Origin of the sequence: Clostridium sp. MF28 (genome assembly GCF_002969175.1) — a bacterium.
In the GTDB taxonomy this organism is placed as follows: Bacteria; Bacillota; Clostridia; order Clostridiales; family Clostridiaceae; genus Clostridium; species Clostridium beijerinckii.
This window is the reverse complement of record NZ_CP014331.1, coordinates 2,189,629-2,213,398: the sequence shown is the minus strand read 5'-3', so window position 1 is coordinate 2,213,398 and position 23,770 is coordinate 2,189,629. Positions and strand designations below refer to the sequence as shown.

Sequence of the window (23,770 nt, the reverse complement as noted above, 5' to 3'; positions counted from 1 at the left end):
GAAGCAAGTTATATAAATTGAAAAAAGATTGGGAGGTATGTTTATGTTAAGATGTATGTATTCTGGGATAAGCGGAATGAAGGTTAACCAAACTAAATTGGATGTTATAGGTAATAATATAGCAAACGTAGGAACAACAGCTTTTAAATCCTCAAGTGCAAGATTTAAGGATATGCTTTATCAAAATTCTTCTGAGGCAACAGCACCTACTTCAGTACTTGGAGGTACAAATGCTAAGCAGATAGGGTTAGGAGCACAACTTTCAAGTATTAACAAAGTTATGGGACAAGGTAATGCATTATCAACAGGTAGAAGCCTTGATGTATGTATTGATGGTGATGGATACATGGTAGTATCTAAAGGCGATTTGAATTCTGGAATTGGTGCTGATCAAGCTACAGGTGCACCAAATGCGGCAGCCTCTGATGCCACTGGACAAATTTCAGAAACTTTGTTTACAAGGGATGGAAATCTTACATTAGATTATCAAGGTAATTTATTAACATCTGATGGGCATAGAATTATGGGATATTATTTAACTAGTGCTACAAATGATGGTGGAACTGCTAGTGCTAAAAGTTTAGCTTATGATTCAACAAATAATGTTATAAGTGCTAACTATGTAAATGCAGATTCTAAAGATTTAAAAGTATCTGATAATACAATGAGACCTTTAGTAATACCAGATAGTGTAACTATTTCAGGAACTCCAGGTGCATCAGGTGCTGTAACACAGCCGGTTAAGAAATTTGAAATCGGAAAAGATGGTATTATTACTGCTGTATTAGGAGATGGTAAGAGAGCTGCAATTGGTCAAATTGCTATGGCAAGTTTTAAAAATCCAGAAGGATTGACTGATCTTGGTGGTAATATGTGCATAAATTCTTCTAACTCAGGGCCTATAGTTTATAAAACTGGAAAGATAGATACTAGTACATCATCTTCAGCAACTACTGCAACAGGGAATCAAGGTGGTTTCGGATCATTAATTCAAGGAGCTCTTGAAGGTTCAAATGTAGATTTAACAGAACAATTTACAGATATGATCACAGCAACTAGAAGTTTCCAAGCTGCATCAAAGATGGTAACTACAGGAGATGAAATTCTACAAACAATTACTGGTCTTATGAGATAACCTAGATAATAAAGATAGTTAATATTACATTAAAGCAGGTTGGGTGAAAGCCCAGCTTGCAACTAAATACTATCAGGGGATTTTATTTATAAGTAATATTTTTCTATAGTGCACAATTCACAATGCACAATTGGTAAGTTATTGTATTATAAAAAACCTATATACTTTAAATAATATAGTGAATATAATAATAATTAAGTGTGTATTGTGAACTGTACAGTTTATTATTAAAGGGGGAGAATTTTATGATAGATGTAACTGGAATGAACCATGAGCACTTCATATTAAATGCAGATCATATAGAAAAGATAGAAGAAGTGCCTGAAACAATAATTACATTAACCAATGGAAGAAAATATATAGTACTTGAAAGCGTAGAAGAAGTTAGGCAGGCGGTTATAAAATACAAAAACAAAATTTTTACTTATAAAATATAATTATAGGGACTTTATTAAAATAAAGCTAATAATAAAAAGGTTAATACTTTAATTGTTGCAAGTGGTGAGGAGTGGTAATAGTGGCTTTAGGAAAAGGTAAGGACAAGGAAAAAGAAAAAGGTGAAAAGTCAGGTAAAAGTGGAAAAGGTCTTATGATAGTTTTATTTATTTTAGGATTATTAGTATTAGGATCAGCAGCTTTCGGTGGAGTGTATTTATTTATGAAAACTAAAAATACAGTAGATGCTCAAGAAGTTGTTGTTGAAAATGAGTATATGGATTTAGCTGAATTCACAGTAAATTTAGGTGATGAAGGTGGTAAAAGATTTTTTAAGGGAGAACTTGCTTTAGGCTATGATAAGACTAAGACTAAACTAAAGGAAGAATTGACAGCTAATCAAGTGGTTGTAAGAGATGATATTATATTTTTCTTTAAGAGCCAAAAGGCTGATTATTTAAATAATGTAGCGAATAGGGATGCTATAAAAAGACAATTAATTGATTCTATTAATAAGGATTTAACAAAAGGCAAGATTACTGATGTTAGATTTAAAAGTATGATAATTCAGTAGGTAAGAGATATGAATTTTGGATTTTTAGGAATGATTGTACAGCTTATTTTGGCCTTGGGAGTTACTTTAGGATTAATATTTTTAAGTTTTAAGTTAGCAAATTCAAAATTTAATGTTATTAATAATAATAAATATATTAAGGTTATTGAAAGAGTGCAAGTAACAAAAGATAATTCTATATTAATAGTTAAAATCGGAGAAAAAGGATATATAATGACTAGTACTGCAGGGCATATGGAAAAATTATCAGAGTTATCAAGAGAAGAAATTGATAATATTGAAGAAGATAAAAAGAAAGCATCGCAGGAAATGGCAGAATATTATACTAATTTAGTATTAAAATCGAAAAAGAACTTTTCTAAGATTACAAAGAATATAAAATCAAAGGAAGAGAAGCATGAAAAATAATAAAAAGAGAATTGCATTTACCTTCATGATGGCTCTTGGAATTATGATGTTTTGCACTATAAGTGCATATGCAGCTCCAAGTAGTACAAGCGTGCCGCAACTAAATGTATCTTTTGGAGACGGAAATAGCACACCGCAGGATTATGTATCGAGTATTAAAATACTAATATTTTTTACGATTCTAGCATTATTGCCATCAATAGTGATAATGATGACATCTTTTACCAGAATAGTGGTGGTGTTTTCATTTCTTAAGAGTGCAATGGGAGTACAACAAGCTGTTCCAAATCAAATATTGACAGGACTTGCTATATTTTTAACTTTGTTTATTATGAATCCTGTTTATAATGAGGTAAATACTAAAGCAATACAGCCATATTTAGAAAATAAAATAACTCAGGATCAAGCTTTTGAAGAGGCATCTAAACCCCTAAAATCATTTATGCTCAAACAAACGAGGGAAAAGGATTTAGAGTTATTTGTTGAAATAGGTGGAGTAGATAAAGAGAATTTAACAAAAGAGAATGTTTCATTTACAACGTTAATCCCAGCCTTTGCGATAAGTGAATTAAAGACAGCCTTTCAAATAGGATTTTTAATATATTTACCATTTTTAGTTATAGACATGGTAGTATCTAGTGTTCTGATGTCTATGGGTATGTTCATGCTACCTCCTACAATGGTATCATTACCTTTTAAATTGATATTATTTGTAATGGTAGATGGATGGTATTTACTGGTGAAATCTTTGATACAGAGTTTTATGTGAGGTGAAATAAGATGACGCAGACAATGCTTAATGCTGTAGTTAAGGATACAATAATAACAGCGGCGAAAGTATCAGCTCCTATATTAATAGTAGTTCTAGTATTGGGGTTAGCAATAAGTATTATACAAGCTACAACTCAAATACAAGAGCAGACATTAACTTTTGTTCCTAAATTAATAGCAGCAGCAATTGTTGGAATATTTTTGGGGAGCTGGATGCTTGAAACAATTATGTCTTTCACAAATAGGATTTTTGATTTGATTTCAAAAGTTATTACATAGGGGGTAGGACTGTATGGTGGATGTATCCTACTTTCTTGCATTGTTTCTAATTTTTTTGAGGATAACCTCATATTTTATATCTGTTCAAATATTTTTCCCAGCTGGAACACCACAAATTATGCAAGGAGTATTTTCACTTATATTATCATTTGGAATTGTAGCAGGGATAGATCATTCTACATTGAGTGCTTTAAATAGTGGCTACATGCTGGTGTTTTATGCTATAAGTGAGATAATGTCTGGCTTAATATTAGGATATATAACTAATTTAATTTTCCAAGTGGTAAAGCTTGCGGGAGAATGGATGGATATTCATGCAGGTTTCTCAATGGTATCAGTGCTAGATCCAACAACTCAGACTACATCGACTTTACTTGGAAATTTATCATATTTTGTTTCATTAGCTTTCTTTTTTATAGTTGATGGACATCATGTTGTTATAAATATGCTGGTAGAAAGCACAAAGATAGTACCTATTGGTAAAACTATAGTCTATCAAGAAACCTTAATGGGGGTTATGAAGACTATTTTTGACTATTTCGCTTTAGGTGTGAAAATAGCAATACCAATAGTTTTGATAATTGTTATAACTGACGTGTGTTTGGGATTGATTTCTAGAACAGTACCAACAATTCCAATCATGATTTTTGGAATGCCTATAAAAAATTTATTAGGACTTATTACATATATTATATTGCTTCCATTAATGTTGAAGTTAATTGGAACAGCTATATACAATCTACCAAGTATTTTCCGGGAAATAGTTAATTTGATACCTGCGGTACCTTTAGTTCTAATTTTTGCTGGTGATGATAAGACTGAAGAAGCAACACCTAAGAAAAAGTCAGAATCTAGAAATAAAGGACAAATAGCAAGAAGTAAGGATGTATCTGTAGCAATTACAATGGTTATTTGTACGTTATTAATATCATCTTTATGGGGGATGTTAACAAGTGGATTTAAAGATGTTTTGATCTATTTTTTGAATTTTCCCATGATAAAAGATTTTGATAATGCAACTATTTCTAATTTAGCAATTACTACTGTTATAAAGATAGGAAGTTATTTATTACCTTTTGCATTACCTATAATGGTTGGAGGAATTATTGCAAGCTTGCTGCAAACAGGTTTTATAATAACTGCTGAACCATTAAAACCATCATTTGGAAAGTTAAATCCTTTAAATGGTTTGAAGAACATGATATCAAAAAGAAGTATGGTAGACTTATCTAAAAATTTAATTATAATAACTATAATATCAATTATTTGTTATAAATACATATCAGGAAATTACCAAAGTATATTGGGAATTTCAAATTTATATCTACCTTCCCTAAGCGACGAAGTTAAAAATTTAGTTGTGGGAATATTTAAGCAGATATGCATTGTATTGGTAATCATTGCAGCTATTGATTACTTTTTACAAGTTAGAATGCATAATAAAGAGATGAGAATGACTAAGCAGGAAATTAAAGATGAGTACAAACAATCTGAAGGAGATCCTAAGCTAAAAGGGAAAATTAAGCAAAGGCAAAGGGAATTAGGAATGAAAAGAATGATGCAATCTGTTGCAGATGCTACAGTTGTAATAACAAATCCTACTCACTTAGCTATTGCTATAAAATATGAAGAAGGAAAAGATATGGAGGCACCTAAAATTGTAGCAAAGGGTGCTGATTATGTAGCATTTAAAATAAAAAGTATTGCGAAAGAAAATGAAGTCCCGGTTATCGAAAATAAGCCTCTTGCAAGGCTGATGTACGATAGGGTGGAAATAGATGAAGACATACCACAAGATTTATATCAAGCTGTAGCGGAAATATTGGTAGTAGTAATGAAGCTCAAGAAGAAATAAAATTTAAATACGCAATGCACAATGCACAATGTACAATTCACAATTTGAGTTGAAATTCTTACAGAATTTCTAATATATATTGGAAAAATAATTCTTCATAATATTTCTAAAAATATTGCAAGAATTTTAGTCGTAATTGTGCATTGTGAATTGATCAAAAAGGGAGGTTTGATTCTTGGAGTTTGGCAATAGAAAATTAAAGGTAAAAGATAATCTAGATGTATTAATTGCATTTGGTGTTATAGCGATAGTTCTTATGATAATAATACCTTTACCTAAACAGGTAATAGATTTACTTTTAGCTTTAAATATAACAATTTCAATAATCATAATTTTAATTACAATGTTCACAACTAATGTATTGCAGCTTTCAGTCTTCCCTACATTATTGCTGGTTACAACATTATTTAGATTGGCACTTAACATATCATCAACAAGACTAATACTTACAGAAGCAGATGCAGGAACTATTATAACGGCATTTGGAAACTTTGTTATACGTGGTAATTATGTAGTTGGTATTATAATATTTTTGATTATAGTAGTAATTCAATTTATGGTTATTACTAACGGTGCGGGAAGAGTTGCAGAAGTATCTGCAAGATTTACACTTGATGCAATGCCAGGTAAGCAAATGAGTATTGATGCTGATTTAAACTCTGGAATAATAGATGAAGCTATGGCAAAAAAGAAAAGAAAAGACTTGCAATCAGAAGCTGATTTTTATGGGGCTATGGATGGTGCATCTAAGTTCGTTAAAGGTGATGCAATAGCTGGTATTGTAATTACTATTATAAATATAATAGGTGGAATTATCATTGGAGTACTTCAAAAAAATATGACGGCTGCGACTGCCGCTCAAACATATACCATTTTATCTGTTGGAGACGGTCTTGTGAGCCAAGTTCCAGCGCTACTAGTATCTACGGCTTCAGGTATTTTGGTAACACGTTCAGGAAGTGAAGAGAATTTAGGAAATACATTGTCTGCTCAATTGACAGCTTTTCCAGTAGCTACAGGAATTGCCAGCGCTATAATGTTGTTTTTAGGCATTATACCTAGCATGCCTAAAATTCCATTTTTTACAGCATCTTTAGCAATGGGGACGTTAACATACCTGCTTTATAAAGATGCAGCTGCCAAAGAGATACAAGAATTTGTATCGGAAGAAGAAGAAATCATCCAAGCAGAGCGTAAAGAGCCAGAAAATGTTATGAATTTAATTTCAGTAGAGCCAATGGAGGTTGAAATTGGATATGGACTTATACCACTTGCAGATGAGGCATCTGGTGGAGATTTACTTCAAAGAATTGCATCTGTTAGAAGACAATGTGCTATAGAAATGGGTATTGTTGTTCAACCTATAAGAATCAGAGATAATCTTCAATTAAAGACAAATGAGTACATAGTAAAAATTAGAGGAACCATGGTTGTTTCTTCAGAATTAATGCCGAGTATGCTTCTTTGCATGGATCCAACAGGAGAAAATTCAGAGATGCCAGGTATAAAAACAATTGAGCCGACTTTTGGACTTCCAGCAGTATGGATAAATAAAGATCAAAGGGAAGAGGCCGAAATTAAGGGATTAACTGTAGTTGATCCAACAACGGTAATGGTAACTCACTTAACTGAAACTATAAAGAGCCATTCATATGAATTGCTTGGAAGACAAGAGGTTAAACTTATTGTTGATAATGCGAAAGAAAAATATAGCGCAGTTGTTGAAGAACTTATTCCAGACCTACTAAGTATCGGAGAACTTCAAAAAGTACTACAAAATTTACTTAGAGAAAAAGTTCCAATTAAGGATATTGTTACGATAATGGAATCTCTAGCAGATAACGCTAAAAATACTAGAGATTTAGAGGTTCTAACAGAATATGTTAGATTCTCATTAGCTAGAACGATTTGTAATCAAGTGGTTGATGAAAATAGAACAATTACTGTAGTAACTTTGGATCCAAGTATAGAAGAGATAATAGCAAATAATACTCAGAAATCAGTGCAAGGGTCATTCCCAACAGTAGATCCGGATACAACTACCAAAATACTTACAGGAATAAAGAATACTATAGAATCAGTTTATTTTTACAACAATCAACCTCTTATACTTGTTTCACCAAATATAAGACCTGTATTTAGAAAGTTAATCGAAATGGTATTTCCTCACATTATGGTAATTTCTTTAAATGAAGTACCTAATGATGTTCAAATTAATAGTGAAGGAGTCGTAAGAATATAGATGATTATAAAAAAATATCTTGTAGCAAATATGAACGAAGGTTTGACTCGGATTAGATATGAACTAGGAAAAGATGCTATTATAATAAGTCAGAGAAAGGTTAGAAAACCAGGACTAAAAGGCTTATTTTCTAAGAAAGTGATAGAGGTTACAGCTGCTATTGAAAATTCACAAAGTGATGACAATAGTAGTTCTAATAAGTACAGCAGTAAGTACAACAAAATGGATGAAGAGTTTCAAAATTCATTAGAAAGTATTAAAAAGTTAATGCAGGATGAAGTATCAGTTTCAAAAGATTTGAGAGAAATTCCTAAGGCTGATACCATAAGAGATAAGATATTAGAACATAATGCTAATCTTGAAAAGGAAGCGTCTAGTAATAATATATACGAAGAAAATATTAATAAACAGGAAATTAAAAGTAGTTCTACAAAAATGGAAAATAGCAGTAAAGAACAAAAGGGAATGGATTATATAGATAAGGCCATAAATAATGAGGCGAATATAGAATCAATACATAAAGAAGTTAATGAATTAAAGAGTTTATTAAGCAAGGTTATAAAAAATACGTCCAACGAAGATGTATCAGTAAGCTTTATAAAAGAAAGATTAAAAAGTTTGGATATTGATGAAGAATTGCAGGATGGAGTTATAGAGTCAGTAGAGAATATAAATTCTGGAGAGGCTTTAAATGAAGTAGAAGTTTTAAGAGAAGTTTTTGAGAGAGATATCTTAGTATCCACTAAGAGCTTGAATGGGCGCGTTGTATTAGTAGGGCCAACTGGTGTAGGGAAAACAACCACAATAGCAAAGCTTGCTGGAAGACTTGCACTTATCGAAAAAAAGAAGGTAGGATTAATTACAGTAGATACATATAGAATTGGAGCTATTGAGCAACTTAAAACATATGCAGAAATAATGAATATACCTTTTAAAGTTGTAATTACAATGAAGGAAATGGAAGATGCTATTGAAGCAATGAGTAACTGTGACGTTGTTCTTATAGATACTACAGGAAGAAGCAGCAAAAATGCGATGCAAATTTCAGAGCTTAGAGCATTTGTACAAAAAGCAAACCCTGACCATGTAAATATGGTAATAAGTGCAACTACTAAAAATAGTGATATAAAATCCATACTTACAGGCTATTCAGGGCTTGAATATGATAATATTATTATTACTAAACTTGATGAGACTACTGTGTATGGTTCTTTATATAATATTGCTAAAATTGCTAACAAGCCAGTTAGCTTTGTAACTATAGGGCAAAATGTTCCAGATGATATAATGGTACCTACAAAGGAAGAAATTGCTAATTTTATCCTAGGGGAGGAGATTCTATGCTAGATCAGGCTGAATCATTACGAAAATTGATTAACAATGAAGAACAAGAAATAAATAAGACAACTACAAAAATAATAACAGTAACGTCTGGAAAAGGCGGAGTTGGAAAAAGTAATTTTGTTGTGAACCTAGCAATATTACTTCAAAATAAAGGAAAGAAAGTTTTGATTTTTGATGCTGATTTGGGTATGGGAAATGATGATGTATTAATGGGATTATATCCCAAGCACAATATATTTGATATTATATTTACTGGATTGGAAATAAAAGATATAATTATAACAGGAACCAATGGCGTTGATTTAATTCCAGCAGGGTCTGCTTTAAGTAAAGCTCAAGAATTAGAAGAAGATCAAAAGAAATTATTTATAGAAAAACTCGAGACATTGGATGAGTATGATTATATATTAATGGATACAGGAGCTGGAGTTAATAAAGATGTCTTATCTTTTATAGCAGCTTCAGAAGAATTAATTATTGTAACTACTCCTGAGCCTACGTCGTTAACAGACGGATATAGTTTAATTAAAGCAACAGATCACTATAATCTCAAGACTAAGGCGAAAATAATTGTAAATAAAGCCTTTACTAAAGAGGAAGGCGAAGAAACTTATAATAAATTTAATAGGGCAGTTACTAAATTTTTAAAGATAGATGTTGAATACTTGGGATGCATATTAGAAGATAAAAAATTAGTGCAAAGTGTTAGGCAGCAAAAACCTTTTGTTATATTATATCCTAATTGTGATGCGTCTAAAGATATAGAAAAAATAGCTTCGAAACTTTTGGGACAAGAAGTGGATTCATCAGATGGAGCAAAAGGAATGTTTAAAAGATTATTTAATATATTTTCATAGGAGGATTTTAAGGTGCTTAATTTTAACTTAAAAGTTAATGATAGAGTGGAAGTAATAATAGGAGAAAAAGCATATAAAGCTCTAATAATGGATGTAGAGGATGACTTTTTAAAAATGAATGTTCCTGTTTGTGATGGTGATTATTTAATGCTTCACGCAGGAGAAAAGATCGAAATGAATACTTACTTAAGTGAAAATGGATGTTTTAACTTTTCATGCGAAGTAATTTCAAGAGGTAAAGAAGGAAGCATAATATATTATAAAATCTCAACACCATTTAATATTGTAAAAATACAAAGAAGGAATTTTTTCAGAGTTGGGTTATTAAATCCAGTTAAATATAAAAAGATTACTGGGATCGATGAGGAAGATATTTCTAAGATACCTTATAAAGATGGATTAATGGTTGATTTGAGTGCTGGTGGATTAAAATTTAAAATAAATGAAGAAATTACTAAAGAAGATTTGATATTGGTTAGCTTAAAATTAAGCAAAATTGAAGTCGAAATTAAGTGTGATATTGTAAGAATTGAAAACACTCCAGATAAAGAAAAATTGTGTGGATTAAGATTTATTGATATTACTCCAGCTCAAAGTGAAAAAATGATTCAAGAGCTTTTCGAAATAATGAGAAGGCAAAGAGCTAATATGTAAATTTAGTGAATTAAATTTTGGATTTTTAAGGCTAGTTTTGTTCGAATGGCTTAAAAGTAAAAATTGAAAGAGTTTGCGAATATAAATTGAGAAATGAGTTTATGGGGAGGTAATAAGGATATGCACGCATTAAAAGACGTTGATGGAAAAGAGCAGATCATACAAGAATATATCCCGTTAGTAAAGTATATTGCCTCGAGGGTTATGTTTGGAAAGAACAAATACATGGAATATGAGGACTTAGTTAGTTATGGTATGGTTGGGCTTATGGATGCGTTAAATAAGTTTGACAATACGAAAGGAATGAAATTTTCATCATATGCGTCTATAAGAATAAAAGGTGCTATGATAGATGAGCTGAGGAAAAATAGACCTATATCTAAAGGGGCAATGGACAAACTAAATAGATACAATAAAGCGATAGACACATTGCAGTTAGAACTATTAAGGGAACCTACTAATGATGAGATTGCAAAATATCTTGGGATATCTATAAGTGAAGTAGGAGAAATTGAAAATTACATAAATTATATTTCAATGGTATCACTGGAAAATGTAATTTTTTCGGATGATGAGGATGTAAACCTTATTGGAATTATAGAAGATAAAAATAGTCCAAGTCCTGATGCTCACTTACAAGATAAGGAGCAACTAGAGATTTTAACAAAGGCAATTGATCTCCTTAAAGAAAAAGATAGAATAGTATTAAATCTTTATTATTATGAGGGATTAACTTTAAAAGAGATAGGAACAGTATTAAGCGTTTCCGAATCTAGAGTTTGCCAATTACATAGTAGAGCTATTAGTAGCTTGAGAGAGTGCATGAGAAAATTGCATTATATTGATTAATATATAATTCACAGTGCACAATTTACAATTCAAATTTCATAATTAAGATTGGACAGAGATATATGTGTTGATTAGGTTAAAAGAGATTGTGAGTTGTAGATAATCGTTAAAAATTTAAGCACTGGAATATAAAAAATTGGAATTACATTTTGCTATGGCTTAAAAAATTAAATATATTTTCGAAGTGTGAAAATATAACATGAAGTGTGGCATAATAAATTGTGGACTAAAAACTGTAAATGAATAAATGTGTATTGTGCATTCAATAAATAACTATGCATTGTGAACTGAGCAGTGTGAATTTAACAAATAATTGTGCATTGTGAAATGTGAATTGAGCATTAAGCATTGTGCATTGAACAGAGGTGTTTTATGCCATTAATATTACTGATAATAGGATTCAGTTTAATAGTTTATAATTATCGTGTTATCAAGAGAGAAAATAATATAAATAAAGAAAATGATACATTAAATATATCATTTCAAAGTGTGTTACAAGATAGTAAAGAGGAATTAAATGATTATAAAATGGAAATAGGACTTTTAAGAAGAGATATTGCAGAAAGTCTAACTGAATTACAGGAAGAAATTATTAAAATAAAAAGTGATTTAAAAGAGCTTAAGAATGGTGAAGAAGGATACGAAAATAAAGAAGATCTAGAAATTGAAGATTTTCTAGATAAATATGATATAGATGACAGTATAAATTATGGCGAAGATAAAGAAGATCATAAAAAATCTAAAAGACTGTACATTGTGGATGATAGTATAATGGATCTGGATGATGAATATACTGAATCTTTAACAGATACTGATATAGACGAAGAAATTGGAGTGATATCTGAAATTAATTTTTCAGAAAGTGCGGATAGTAACAAGACTCAGAGCATAAAAAGACTTTTAAATGCAGGGTTAACAGAAGATGAAATATGTCGCGAATTATCTGTGAGTAAGGGGGAAGTATTATTAGTAAAAGGCTTATTCAAAAAATAAAAAATAAATTTATATTTCTCATGGATAGGAAGATCTTATTGGGTATAGGAATAGGATTGGTTTTAGGAGTTATATTTATGTTTGGATATAAATATACTGCTAGTCTTTCGGATAGCCAGATAGAGGAAAAGGCTAGAGCTTTAGGTATGATTTATGAAAGCGAACGTAAATCTATTTTGAAAGGGGACAATTAAAGTGATAAGAGGATTCTATACTTCTGTTTCAGGATTAATAGCGCTTCAAAATGATCAGGAAGTAGTAACTAATAATATAGCTAATGTTAATAATACAGGATATAAAAAACGTGAGCTTACAAAAAGTAGCTTTGAAGACGTGATGATATCTAACAGACAAAAGCTTGTAGGAGATAAATACGTTAAAAATGACATTGGAAATTTAAATATGGGCGTAAAAGTTAATGATGTTGAAACAGTTTTTACACAAGGAGCATTTAAATCAACAGATAGTATGACGGATTTTGCTATAGATGGTAGAGGATTTTTTGTAGCTCAAAATGGAAATAAAGAAGTTTATACAAGAGACGGAAATTTCAAAATCAATAATGAAGGCTATCTAATAACAAATGATGGATCACAAGTATTGGGAATAAATAACTCTACAGGTGCAAGAGAACCAATATATGTTGGCGATTCAAAGTTTTCAATAGACGGTGATAACAACATTAATATCGATGGAGTTGGAGCTGCAGATAAGTTATTAACAGCAGATTTTCAAAATTATAATACTTTGGAACCAATTGGTGATAACTATAGCACTATGGATAACCCTATTTATAATGCAAAGGTAAATGTAAGACAAAACTTTCTTGAAAGCTCAAATGTTGATCCATCAACAGAACTAGTAAAACTTATGGAAATAAAAAGACAATTTGAAACAAACCAAAAATTTGTAAAAATGCAAGATGAAACAGTACAAAAGGCGGCAAGTGAATTAGGTCGAGTATAATAGGATAAGGCAAATTAGAGAAAATAAAATGTTTAAAGTGGTTAAGAGAAATTTATTGATTTTGCCTAATGTAAAGGAGGAAAATTATGTTTAATATTTTTGCTACAGCAAAGAGTGGAATGAATGCGTATCAAGAGAAGCTAGATTATCTTTCTAATGACCTAGTTAATATTTCAACAACAGGTTATAAGAGTACAGATGTTAACTTTAAAGATTTATTAACTGAATCACTTGATAGAAGAGGAACACCACTTGTGGAAAAAAAGGCGATTACTGGAACTGGAGTTAAATTAGGAGTAAATTATGCTAATAACAAACAAGGGAATCTCTTAACAACAGGTCAAAAAACAGATCTTGCTATAGATGGAAAAGGATATTTTGCACTTTCAAAGGAAGATGGAAGCATAGTATATACTAGAGATGGTAATTTTAAAATAGATTCGAATGGAGCTTTAGTAGACTCAAATGGAACTAAAGTTTATGTTCAATATGAGAATGGATTTTCAGAGGGAAATCCAGCTTTAGATAGGGAGAAGATGTCTATAGATAAAGATGGAGGAATATCTATGGAAGTTGATGGACAATCAACTAAAATAGGTACAATTCCTGTCTTTACAGCTATAGGTGATAAGAGCTTTATACCTATTGGAAACAGTTATTTTGTTCCAAGCTCAGATGCACAGGTTGCACTAAGTAGTAACTATAATATAGAACAAGGTATGTTAGAAGGTTCAAATGTAGATGCAGGAGAAACATTTTCAGATATAGTACTTACACAAAGAGCTTTTCAACTTAGTTCAAAGGCTGTAACTACAGCGGATGATCTTTGGAGTATGATAAATAATATGAGATAAAAGGTGGCTTAGCCACCTTTTTCAATGCACAATTATGGTACAATTTCCATTGGAAATTGGATTGGAAAAAGAAATTTCAACGCATTGGTTGTCCTAGCTCAGATAGTAAAACTGAAAGTTGGAGAATGCTAAAGTGAATACAACCAATGATTATAACCTTCAGCGATACTTGCATAGATTTTCGGAATCAAAATATTTATGATTTTGATAAGTTTCCACATAAGTCTAGCTTTAAAATCGGATATTTATATAATTTCAAAAAATTTATTTATTAATTGTGAATTGTGCATTATGCATTGTGAATTGAATAAGGTCTTTACAATAATTAACTTTATAAGTAAAATAAATATGTGTGAATTAAGTAATATACTTGTTCTAATATGTCAATTTATATATAAGCCAATTATAAGTTAGATTTATACTATGAAATATATCCCAACTAGAAATGGGTAATATATTTTTGTGGAATGTTTCATTGGTAATTTTGATGGATGTGATTCTTTGGCTATAAGTTGTTCCAAATGTGCTAGTTCACAGCTTGTTCTTTGAGGCTAGCACTTTGAGTGCAACTTTATAGCCTTAGAATCACCCATCATAATTACCTAGAAACTGGAACAAAAGGATGTTATTCATTTCGGTGAGTTATATGCATAAGTTCAGGTCTTAGTTGGTTATCTATATATAAGGCACATGAAAATAGCAAATTCATTATTTTATGTGCCTAATGTACTAAAGTAAAACAAAAAATTTAGGAGGAATTATTTTGGAAAATGTAGTTTACGTAACTGGACATAAAAATCCTGATTCAGACTCTATTTGTGCTGCATATGGTTACGCAGAGTTTAAAAATAAGACTGGTAATATTCCGGCTATACCTGTGAGATTAGGAAATGTAAATGCAGAAACACAATTTATATTAGATCATTTTGGTGTTAAGGCTCCAAGACTTTTAGAAACAGTTAGATTAAAAGTAGAAGATTTAGATATTGATACAATTGGACCTATAACTTCTAATATTTCTTTAAAAGCAGCATGGAATATAATGAGAGACAATCATTTGAAATCACTACCTGTAGTTGGAAATGATAGTAGATTAGTGGGAATTCTTTCGATTTCAAACTTAACTTCATCATTTATGGATATATGGGATAATAATATATTAGGAAAAAGTAATACATCAATTGAAAATATATTAGATACGCTTTCTGCTACTAGTGTATATATAAATGAAAATTGCAAAACATTCCCTGGAAAAATTGCAGTTACAGCAATGCAACCAGATAGTTTAAAAGAAATTGTAGATAAAGATGATATTGCTATTGTAGGAGATAGACCAGATGTACAAGAAGCTTTAATTGATATTAATACATCATTAATAATAATTACAGGAGCACATAAGCTTGCTGAGAATTTACTTTCTAAAGCTAGAGAAAAAGGAGTTACTATAATAAGTACACCTCATGATTCTTTCACAGCTTCAAGATTATTAATTCAAAGTATACCTGTAAGTCATGTTATGGCTACTAAAGATTTAATATCATTTTCTAAAGACGATTTAGTTGATGATATCAAAGATGTTATGGCTGAAACTAGATATCACAGTTATCCTGTAACTGATGAAGATGGAAGAGTAATAGGAACAGTCTCAAGATATCACCTTATTTCAAAGCATAAGAAAAAAGTTATTCAAGTAGATCATAATGAAAGAGGCCAATCAGTTGATGGATTAGAAGATGCTGAAGTACTTGAAATTATAGATCACCATAGAGTTGCTGATATACAAACAAGTAACCCTATATTCTTTAGAAATGAACCACTAGGAAGCTCTTCAACTATAGTTGGAAAAAGCTTTTTTGAACGTAATATAACACCACCTAAAGAAGTTGCTGGATTATTATGTGGTGCAATAATTTCAGATACTTTATTATTCAAGAGTCCAACTTGTACAGAACAAGATAAAGACATATGTCATAAGTTGGCTGAAATAGCTGGTATTTCAAGTTTAGAAGAATTTGCAAAAGAGATGTTTAAAGCTGGAACTTCCTTAAAAGGAAAGACTGTATCTCAAATATTTAATCAAGACTTTAAGCCTTTTAATATGGGAGAATCAAGAGTTGGAGTAGCTCAAGTAAACACAATGGACATCGATGGATTTATGCCATTAAAAGATGAAATGTTAAGTTACATGAAGAGCGAAGCAGATAGCAAAGGTTATGCTGTAGTAATGTTACTTTTAACAGATATATTAAAAGAAGGTTCACAAGTTCTAGTTGCTGGTGAAAGACATGATTATGTTGAAAAGACATTTAATATTCAATTAGTAGATTCAATGGCATTTTTACCAGGAGTTCTATCAAGAAAGAAACAAGTAATACCACCACTTACAAATGTAGTTAACTCAATGAAATAGATTTAAAGAAGAAAAAATCCTTTAGGGGATTTTTTCTTTTTTTAAAACAATAAAGGTATTGTTCACTAGATACCTAAAGTAAGAATAAAGTTACATATGTAAATGCCGAAATGAAGGTCATGCATTTGTTCGGGTTACTGAGGATTTAGTTGTGAATTTCTAACAGTAGAAAGTTGTACCCATTCCTGCATGCTCCTGTGACAAAGCACAGGACAAGCAAAAACGTAACAACTTCTACTGAAGAAATGTCTACAGCAAAATCCTCTATGTAACACTTCCACAAAGGCAAGACCTTCATTTCTGGTGAATATAATAATTAAAAATATATGTTTTACTTTTGATTCGGTATCTAGGTGTGAAATACTTAGGAATCAATATGGTGGATTGAGGTTCTGATATTTATTTGTATATTTAGTATGCTCCAGAATATTTTTATTTAATGTGAAAAGGATTAGTAAGAACCACAGTACTTTTCTTTTTTGTGTGGAAAGACTTTATAAGTGCTTACGCACTTTTATTTTTTTTAGGTGATAGGAATTTATAAGTGCTTACGCACTTTTTTTTTTAATGTGAAAAGAATTTAATAGTGCTTACGCACTTTTTTTTAAAAGGTGATAAGAATTAATAAGTGCTTACGCACTTTTATCTTTAAATGTGAAAAGAATTTATAAGTGCTTACGCACTTTTCTTTTTTTTAGGTGCATAACTTTTGTAATGGAAAATATATATATTATATAAAGTTCTATATTTAGGAGGAAAAGTTGTGGTACAAGAAAAAGAGTTGACATCTGGTCTTAGCACTAAGGAAGCGGAAAAGAGGATTAAGAACTTTGGACTTAATGAATTGAAGCACCATAATAAAGCATCAGCATTCAAAATATTTCTATCTCAATTTAATGACTTCATTGTTTGGGTGTTAATTGCATCTACTATAATTTCCGGGATAATTGGAGATAAGGCAGATGCCATTACAATACTTATAATAATAGTTATTAATGCAATACTAGGATTTGTCCAAGAATTTAAAACAGAGAAATCTTTAGAAGCGTTGAAAGAATTAGCGGCACCTACATGTAAAGTTTTGAGGGATTCAAGTATACAGATTATAAATTCTATCTACTTAACAATAGGGGATATTGTTATTTTGGAGGCTGGAGATAGGATACCTGCTGACGGATTCTTTATAGAAAGTTCATCAGTAGTCGTTGATGAATCACTATTAACAGGTGAGTCAGTTGGTGTAAACAAAGAAGCCAATCCATATAAAGCTGATGGTAAAAAGACAAAGAAGAATAACGAAGGATTTATGGGAACTACTGTAGTAAAAGGAAAAGGATTATTTAAAGTTGATTGTATAGGAATGAACACCGAAATGGGGAAGATTGCAGACCTAATTCAAAATATTGAAGAAGAAAAATCCCCTTTAAATAAAAGATTAGACTCTCTAGGGAAAGTACTAGTTGTAATTTGCCTTGTGATATGTGCAATTGTTACTGCAATGGGAATAATTAGAGGAAATGATATAACAGAGATGTTCTTACTTGGCGTTAGCTTAGCAGTTGCTGCAATTCCAGAAGGTTTAGCTGCTATTGTTACTGTTTCACTGGCTCTAGGTGTGTCTAGAATGCTTAAGAAAAATGCACTCGTAAGAAAACTTCCAGCTGTAGAGACACTTGGCTGTACATCTGTAATATGTTCTGATAAGACAGGAACATTAACTCAAAATAAGATGACTGTAAAAGAGGTATATTTAAATGGCAGAATTCATGAACTTGAAAAAGAAAAGCTAAGTAATTATACAAAGTTCATGAAAGCTCTTGTATATTGTAATGACTGTAATTATGATTTTACAAAGAAAAAAATGAGTGAAGCACTTCATGGTGATCCAACAGAAACTGCACTAATAAATATGTTCTTTATGATGTTAATGATTTAGAAGATTTTATAAATGATGCAAATAGGATATATGATATACCATTTGATTCAAATAGAAAGATGATGTCGGTTATAATCAAGGAAGGCGCTAAGGAGGGAGCAAATGAAACATGTTACGTTAAGGGAGCTCCTGAAAGAGTAATAGATAGATGTGAATTTATACTAGAGAATAACAAAATAAAACCATTCACATATCAAAAGAAAAAGCAAGTTAGTGATTTTATTACAGCAATGTCATCTAGAGCACTTAGATGTATAGCAGCAGCATATAAGGAAGATAATCTAACAAAAAGTGATAAGTTAGAGCAGAATTTAATTTTTATAGGTATAGCAGGAAGTATTGATCCACCAAGAGAAGAAGCTAGAGATGCAGTTTTAAAATGCAAACTTGCAGGAATAAAACCTATAATGATAACAGGAGATCATCAGAATACTGCACTTGCAATAGCAAAATCTTTGAATATATGTAATACAGCAGATCAGGTAATGACAGGTGATGAAATTGAGGCTATAAGTGATTTAGAATTAGAGGGAAGAATAAAAAAAGTAAGAGTTTTTGCGCGGGTTTCACCTAACCATAAGTTAAGAATTGTAAGGGCTTTTAAGAAAAAAGGAAATATCGTTGCAATGACAGGCGATGGTGTAAATGATGCACCTGCTATTAAGGAATCAGATATAGGAGTTGCAATGGGAATTTCGGGTACAGATGTAACGAAGGAAGCATCATCTATGATTCTTATGGATGATAATTTCTCAACTATAGTTGCAGCTGTAGAAGAAGGAAGAATAATATATGATAACATAAGAAAATTTATAAGATACTTACTATCTTGTAACCTTGGAGAAGTGTTAACAATGTTTTTGGCAACTTTATTCTATTTACCTAATCCATTAAGCCCAATACAAATATTACTTGTAAATCTAGCTACTGATGGACTTCCAGCTATAGCACTTGGAGTTGATCCACCAGAGCAAGACATAATGAGACAATCTCCAAGAGAAAAAAAGGAAAGTATATTTGCAAGAGGATTAGTTGAAAAAATAGTAATAAGAGGAACATTAATAGGATTATGTACCTTACTATCATTCATGGTAGGAAGATACTACAAAATGGATTTGGAAACATGCCGAACTTTAGCATTATGTACATTAATTTTATCTCAATTAATACACGTATTTGAATGTAGATCAGAAAGATACTCCATATTCCAAATTAAATTATTTACAAATCCTTATTTAGTTGGAGCTGTTTTAATATCCATATTACTAATGTGCTCAGTTTTATATGTACCATTTTTACAAAATGTATTTCATACAGTAGCATTATCTCTTAATCAATGGCTTATAGTCCTATTCTTTTCAGGGATAATAGCATTTATTAACAGTGTATATTTATTAATAAAGACAAAATAAAAAAAGGGCTTAGCCCTTTTTTTATCTTCTCATCATATTGTTTGCTTGTTGACGTGATTTTTTTATTTGGCTATGATCTATTGGTACTAAGTCTTTCTTAGTTGTAAGATTTAATAGGTTAAATATTTGAACTTCTTGAGAATTTTCCTTCTTACTATCCTTATCACCTGTAACACCCATAACAATAACTTTGTTACCTTGCTTTACAGCAATGAATTCAGGTTTCTTAAACCATCTATTCTTTTTATACCAACACTTAACAACTTTTTTTCCAACTTCAGGCTTTATAACCATTTCAACCATTAATCTATTGAAGATAACATAACTTTTTTCAATAAGCTTTACAGATAAAATAGTTCCAGATATGCTTGTAATTCTGTCACCATACTTTTCCATATAAGCATTTTGGAAATAGTTACTGAATTTACTACCTATTTTTTCTTTAAGACCCATAATAATTACTCCTTTACATAAAAATATCGCTAATAACGCTATTATACTTAAAATACTTTATTATTATACCATATGTCAAATAAAATTAGCTAACTTTTTAATATGTATATGTTGCAATTTACAATGCACATTTCACAATTCACAATTACAGCTAAAATTCTTGTAATATTTCTAGAATTATGATGAAGTATTATTTTTGCAATATATATGTATAGCAATTAATATAAATATAAGATTTATGCCATATATTATTGTTTCATTAACTAATGATTTATATGTTAAAATACTTATAGATTATTTTGTATAATAATATACAGATTTTTTTATAAGCTATATAAAAAAACGAGTGCAATTTGTTTATAGATAAACTAGATTTAATACCATGAAATATTATCCCAACTGGAACAAAAGTATGTTATTCATTTCGGCGAGTTATATGTATAAGTTCAGGTCTCAGTCGGGTTATCTATATAGGTATCCAATTTAAGAATTCGACTTATTAGATGAACAGATTTACAAAATTGCTAGAATTTTAAGCTCATATCGTTACTAGAAATCATAAATATATTTGTGAAGAAAACATTTGAAAATGAGCTGTTAAAGGTTCTTAGCTGTAGGTTGTTCCAATTTAGCTTGTCAAACTGAAAGTTGGAGCATGCTAAATTGGATATAACCTGCTGCTTAGAACCTTCAGCGATATTTTCATAGCTTTTCGGAACAAAATATTTATGATTTCGGTAAGTTACCACATAAATCTAGTTTCAAATTTGGATATCTATATGCATGATCAATTAAATATTGAAAATTAGTTAATCATAAAGAGGTGATTTTATAAAAATGGATAATGTAATATTGCACGTAGATATGGATGCTTTTTTTGCATCTGTTGAGCAAAGAGACAATCCAGATATTAAAGGTAAGCCTGTTATAGTAGGCGGGATAAGTGAAAGGGGAGTAGTATCAACTTGTTCTTATGAAGCAAGAAAATACGGCGTTCATTCGGCTATGCCCATGTTCATGGCTAGAGAGAAATGTCCGAATGGAATCTTTGTATCTGGGAGATATGGAAAGTATGCTAAAGTATCTCAGGAGATATTTGAAATATTTAATGAAGTTACGCCACTAGTCGAACCTGTATCCATTGATGAAGGTTTCTTAGATTTGTCTCAAGGAAAAATAAAAGATGGAATTGAGGCTGCAAGGTATATTAAAAATAGAGTATTTAAGGAAGTTGGTTTAACTTTATCTATTGGTATATCTTATAATAAATTCTTGGCAAAGCTTGCTTCTGAATGGAATAAACCAAATGGAATCAAAGAAATAAGAAAAGAAATGATTCCTGATATATTATTTCCTCTTCCTATATCTAAGGTTCATGGGTTAGGTAAAGTATCAGTAGCAAAGCTAAATAATATGGGGATATATTATATTGAAGAATTATATAAGATGCCTAAAGAATTTTATATAGAGTATCTAGGCAAGAATGGTATTGAGATATACGATAGAATAAGAGGGATTGACGGTAGAAAAGTTGAGTTAATTCGCGAAAGAAAATCTATAGGAAAAGAAAGGACTTTAAAATTCGATACTAAGAATAAAGAAGAATTGAGAGAATACATTAAAGAATTTTCTTTTGAAATCGAAGAGATTTTAAATAGAAAAAATGTCAGTGGAAAAACTGTAACACTTAAATTCAAAACCAAGGATTTTGAAAATCATACAAGAAGTAAAACATTAAATTATTATATTGGCACTCAGCTTGAAATATATAAAGTTGCAGAAGAGCTATTAGATGGTGAGCAATTGAAAGAAGAAGTAAGGCTGATTGGAGTCAGCATATCTTCATTCAAAGAAACAGAAGTACAGCAAATGAGTTTGTTATAATGTATTGTGCAGAACTTAAAGTGAAGCGACAAACACCCGAAATAGAATACATATATGTTCCGCAGGACTAGAAAAACTTCGCTAGGTATGACTAAATGGGACGTTGTGCCCATTTATGCGTGCTCCAAATTTATTTGGACAAGCAAAATGGAACAACATCCCATTAAGACATACCAACAGCTCATTTTTCAATGCCTGACTTCACATATATGTATTCTATTTCTTTGTTTTGATATCACTTTAAGTACTTCACCTATACATTTGATTATTTATGACCTAGATACCGAACATAAAGAAAAACAGATATTTTTAATTATGGCATATACCAGAAAGGAAGGTCCTGCTTTTGTGGAGGTGTTACGTAGAGAATTTAGCTGTAGACATTTCTTCAGTAGAAGCTGTTCCAGTTTTGCTTGTCCTGTGCTTTGCCACAGGAGCATGCAGAAATGGGTACGACTTCTACTGTTAGAAATTCACAGCAAAATTCTCAGTAACCCGAACAAATGCATGATCTTCCTTTCGGTGTTTATATATATAACTTTAGGTATCTAGTGATTCACAATACCTTATGATTGTGCTTAAAGAGCATATTCAAGAATTGCTCTTAAAACTCCATGTTCTACATTACTTGCAGCTATGTACTTACCATATTGCTTCATGTCCTCTGGAGCATTTTCCATGACAAAGCTATACTCAGCTTCAGCGAGCATTTCTATATCATTGTAATAATCTCCGAATACCATAGTTTCTTCTTTTGATATATTATCAGTATCCATAAGACTCTTTAAAGCAACACCTTTGTTAACGCCTTTGTTTGAAATATCAGTCCAAATTGCAGCTGTTGAAACTATATTAAGATCATTGGTTAATTCACTGTCAGTTATATTATTAGTACCTTCCAAATTACAAATACTAATTTTAATTATATCATCATCAATTTTACTTAAATCATCTACAATTTCTAATGTTGTATAATATTTCTTTATTTCAGTCAAATATTCTTCAGAATAATTTTCAATATATGCACAATTTGGAGAGCATACTACTAATGCATTTGCTTTGACTTTTTTAGCTTCACTGATTACATTTTGAACCATATCTTTAGCTAAAACACTTTTATAAATTATCTCATTATTATCAACAACTAAAGCTCCATTTTCACAAATAAAAGATAAATATCTTCCTACAGGGCCAAAGTTAGTTTGTAGCGTATAATAAGGTCTTCCGCTAGCAGCAACAAGTTTTATGTTTTTTGCTCTTAAACGGTCCAAGATATCAGTAAATCCATCTGGTAAGTGACCATTCTCATCTAGTAAAGTTCCATCCATATCTGTTACAACTAATTTAATCATAAAATCTCCTTCCAATGCTTCGAATTTTAAAATATATACATTTAAAATGATAACACATATTTAAGAACTAATAAAGGTGATGATTCTACCATGGAAGATATGTACAT

The 23,770-nt window shown here is 30.8% G+C and carries 19 protein-coding genes and 1 pseudogene; 18 read left to right on the top strand and 2 right to left on the bottom strand.

The genetic code is table 11. The annotated features are described in order from the left end of the window. The first annotated feature begins 43 nt into the window (after positions 1-43). From AXY43_RS09775 to AXY43_RS09695, 17 genes and pseudogenes are all read left to right on the top strand, one after another. Positions 44-1,135 (top strand): flagellar hook-basal body complex protein, encoded by a 1,092-nt coding sequence (locus tag AXY43_RS09775; RefSeq protein WP_105411477.1) that lies wholly within the window; start codon positions 44-46, stop codon positions 1,133-1,135. Between the two features lie 245 nt (positions 1,136-1,380). Next, complete coding sequence (locus tag AXY43_RS09770) at positions 1,381-1,572, top strand: flagellar FlbD family protein (protein ID WP_017211338.1); 192 nt, start codon at positions 1,381-1,383, stop codon at positions 1,570-1,572. 80 nt (positions 1,573-1,652) lie between these two features. After that, positions 1,653-2,144, top strand: coding sequence for a flagellar basal body-associated FliL family protein (locus tag AXY43_RS09765; RefSeq protein WP_017211339.1), 492 nt, complete (start codon positions 1,653-1,655; stop codon positions 2,142-2,144). 9 nt (positions 2,145-2,153) lie between these two features. Further along, complete coding sequence (locus tag AXY43_RS09760; RefSeq protein ID WP_023973274.1) at positions 2,154-2,552, top strand: FliO/MopB family protein; 399 nt, start codon at positions 2,154-2,156, stop codon at positions 2,550-2,552. Beyond that, the gene (gene fliP / locus AXY43_RS09755) at positions 2,542-3,321 is read left to right on the top strand and encodes a flagellar type III secretion system pore protein FliP (RefSeq protein ID WP_017211341.1); all 780 of its coding nucleotides are present in this window, start codon (positions 2,542-2,544) and stop codon (positions 3,319-3,321) included. Before AXY43_RS09760 ends, fliP begins: the two co-directional genes overlap by 11 nt. Before the next feature lie 11 nt (positions 3,322-3,332). Continuing rightward, positions 3,333-3,602, top strand: a complete 270-nt coding sequence (locus AXY43_RS09750; protein WP_012060412.1) for a flagellar biosynthetic protein FliQ — start codon at positions 3,333-3,335, stop codon at positions 3,600-3,602. Between the two features lie 13 nt (positions 3,603-3,615). Continuing rightward, entirely contained in the window at positions 3,616-5,457 is a 1,842-nt protein-coding gene (locus AXY43_RS09745) for a fused FliR family export protein/FlhB family type III secretion system protein (protein WP_039770241.1), read from the top strand. Positions 5,458-5,632: 175 nt separating this feature from the next. Then, on the top strand, positions 5,633-7,699 hold the full coding sequence (gene flhA / locus AXY43_RS09740; protein WP_023973272.1) for a flagellar biosynthesis protein FlhA: 2,067 nt from the start codon (positions 5,633-5,635) through the stop codon (positions 7,697-7,699). Further along, on the top strand, positions 7,700-9,046 hold the full coding sequence (flhF, locus tag AXY43_RS09735) for a flagellar biosynthesis protein FlhF (protein WP_077868934.1): 1,347 nt from the start codon (positions 7,700-7,702) through the stop codon (positions 9,044-9,046). After that, positions 9,040-9,900 (top strand): MinD/ParA family protein, encoded by an 861-nt coding sequence (locus tag AXY43_RS09730; RefSeq protein ID WP_017211345.1) that lies wholly within the window; start codon positions 9,040-9,042, stop codon positions 9,898-9,900. Before flhF ends, AXY43_RS09730 begins: the two co-directional genes overlap by 7 nt. Before the next feature lie 12 nt (positions 9,901-9,912). Beyond that, positions 9,913-10,554: a flagellar brake protein gene (locus AXY43_RS09725; protein WP_105411476.1), complete on the top strand. Its 642-nt coding sequence runs from the start codon at positions 9,913-9,915 to the stop codon at positions 10,552-10,554. Positions 10,555-10,674: 120 nt separating this feature from the next. Beyond that, positions 10,675-11,403, top strand: a complete 729-nt coding sequence (locus AXY43_RS09720) for a FliA/WhiG family RNA polymerase sigma factor (protein ID WP_023973269.1) — start codon at positions 10,675-10,677, stop codon at positions 11,401-11,403. 372 nt (positions 11,404-11,775) lie between these two features. Continuing rightward, on the top strand, positions 11,776-12,396 hold the full coding sequence (locus tag AXY43_RS09715; RefSeq protein ID WP_105411475.1) for a hypothetical protein: 621 nt from the start codon (positions 11,776-11,778) through the stop codon (positions 12,394-12,396). Positions 12,397-12,591: 195 nt separating this feature from the next. Then, positions 12,592-13,362, top strand: coding sequence for a flagellar basal-body rod protein FlgG (locus AXY43_RS09710; protein ID WP_023973267.1), 771 nt, complete (start codon positions 12,592-12,594; stop codon positions 13,360-13,362). 86 nt (positions 13,363-13,448) lie between these two features. Further along, positions 13,449-14,216, top strand: a complete 768-nt coding sequence (locus tag AXY43_RS09705) for a flagellar basal-body rod protein FlgG (RefSeq protein ID WP_078114568.1) — start codon at positions 13,449-13,451, stop codon at positions 14,214-14,216. A 763-nt stretch (positions 14,217-14,979) separates the two neighbouring features. After that, entirely contained in the window at positions 14,980-16,626 is a 1,647-nt protein-coding gene (locus AXY43_RS09700) for a putative manganese-dependent inorganic diphosphatase (RefSeq protein ID WP_012060402.1), read from the top strand. Between the two features lie 763 nt (positions 16,627-17,389). Further along, positions 17,390-19,974 (top strand): annotated as a pseudogene (locus AXY43_RS09695) (calcium-translocating P-type ATPase, PMCA-type). Positions 19,975-19,995: 21 nt separating this feature from the next. Here AXY43_RS09695 and AXY43_RS09690 read toward each other — a convergent pair. Further along, positions 19,996-20,427 carry a hypothetical protein gene (locus tag AXY43_RS09690; protein WP_105411474.1) on the bottom strand — a complete coding sequence of 144 codons (432 nt, stop codon included), beginning with the start codon at positions 20,425-20,427 and terminating at the stop codon, positions 19,996-19,998. 837 nt (positions 20,428-21,264) lie between these two features. Between AXY43_RS09690 and AXY43_RS09685 the strand changes: the two genes are divergently transcribed. Beyond that, a complete protein-coding gene (locus tag AXY43_RS09685) occupies positions 21,265-22,311 on the top strand; it encodes a DNA polymerase IV (protein WP_105411473.1) in 1,047 nt (348 codons plus the stop codon). A gap of 578 nt (positions 22,312-22,889) precedes the next feature. On the opposite strand, the gene AXY43_RS09680 is transcribed toward AXY43_RS09685, so the two are convergent. Continuing rightward, positions 22,890-23,663: an HAD family hydrolase gene (locus AXY43_RS09680; protein WP_039769557.1), complete on the bottom strand. Its 774-nt coding sequence runs from the start codon at positions 23,661-23,663 to the stop codon at positions 22,890-22,892. Positions 23,664-23,770 lie beyond the last annotated feature (107 nt).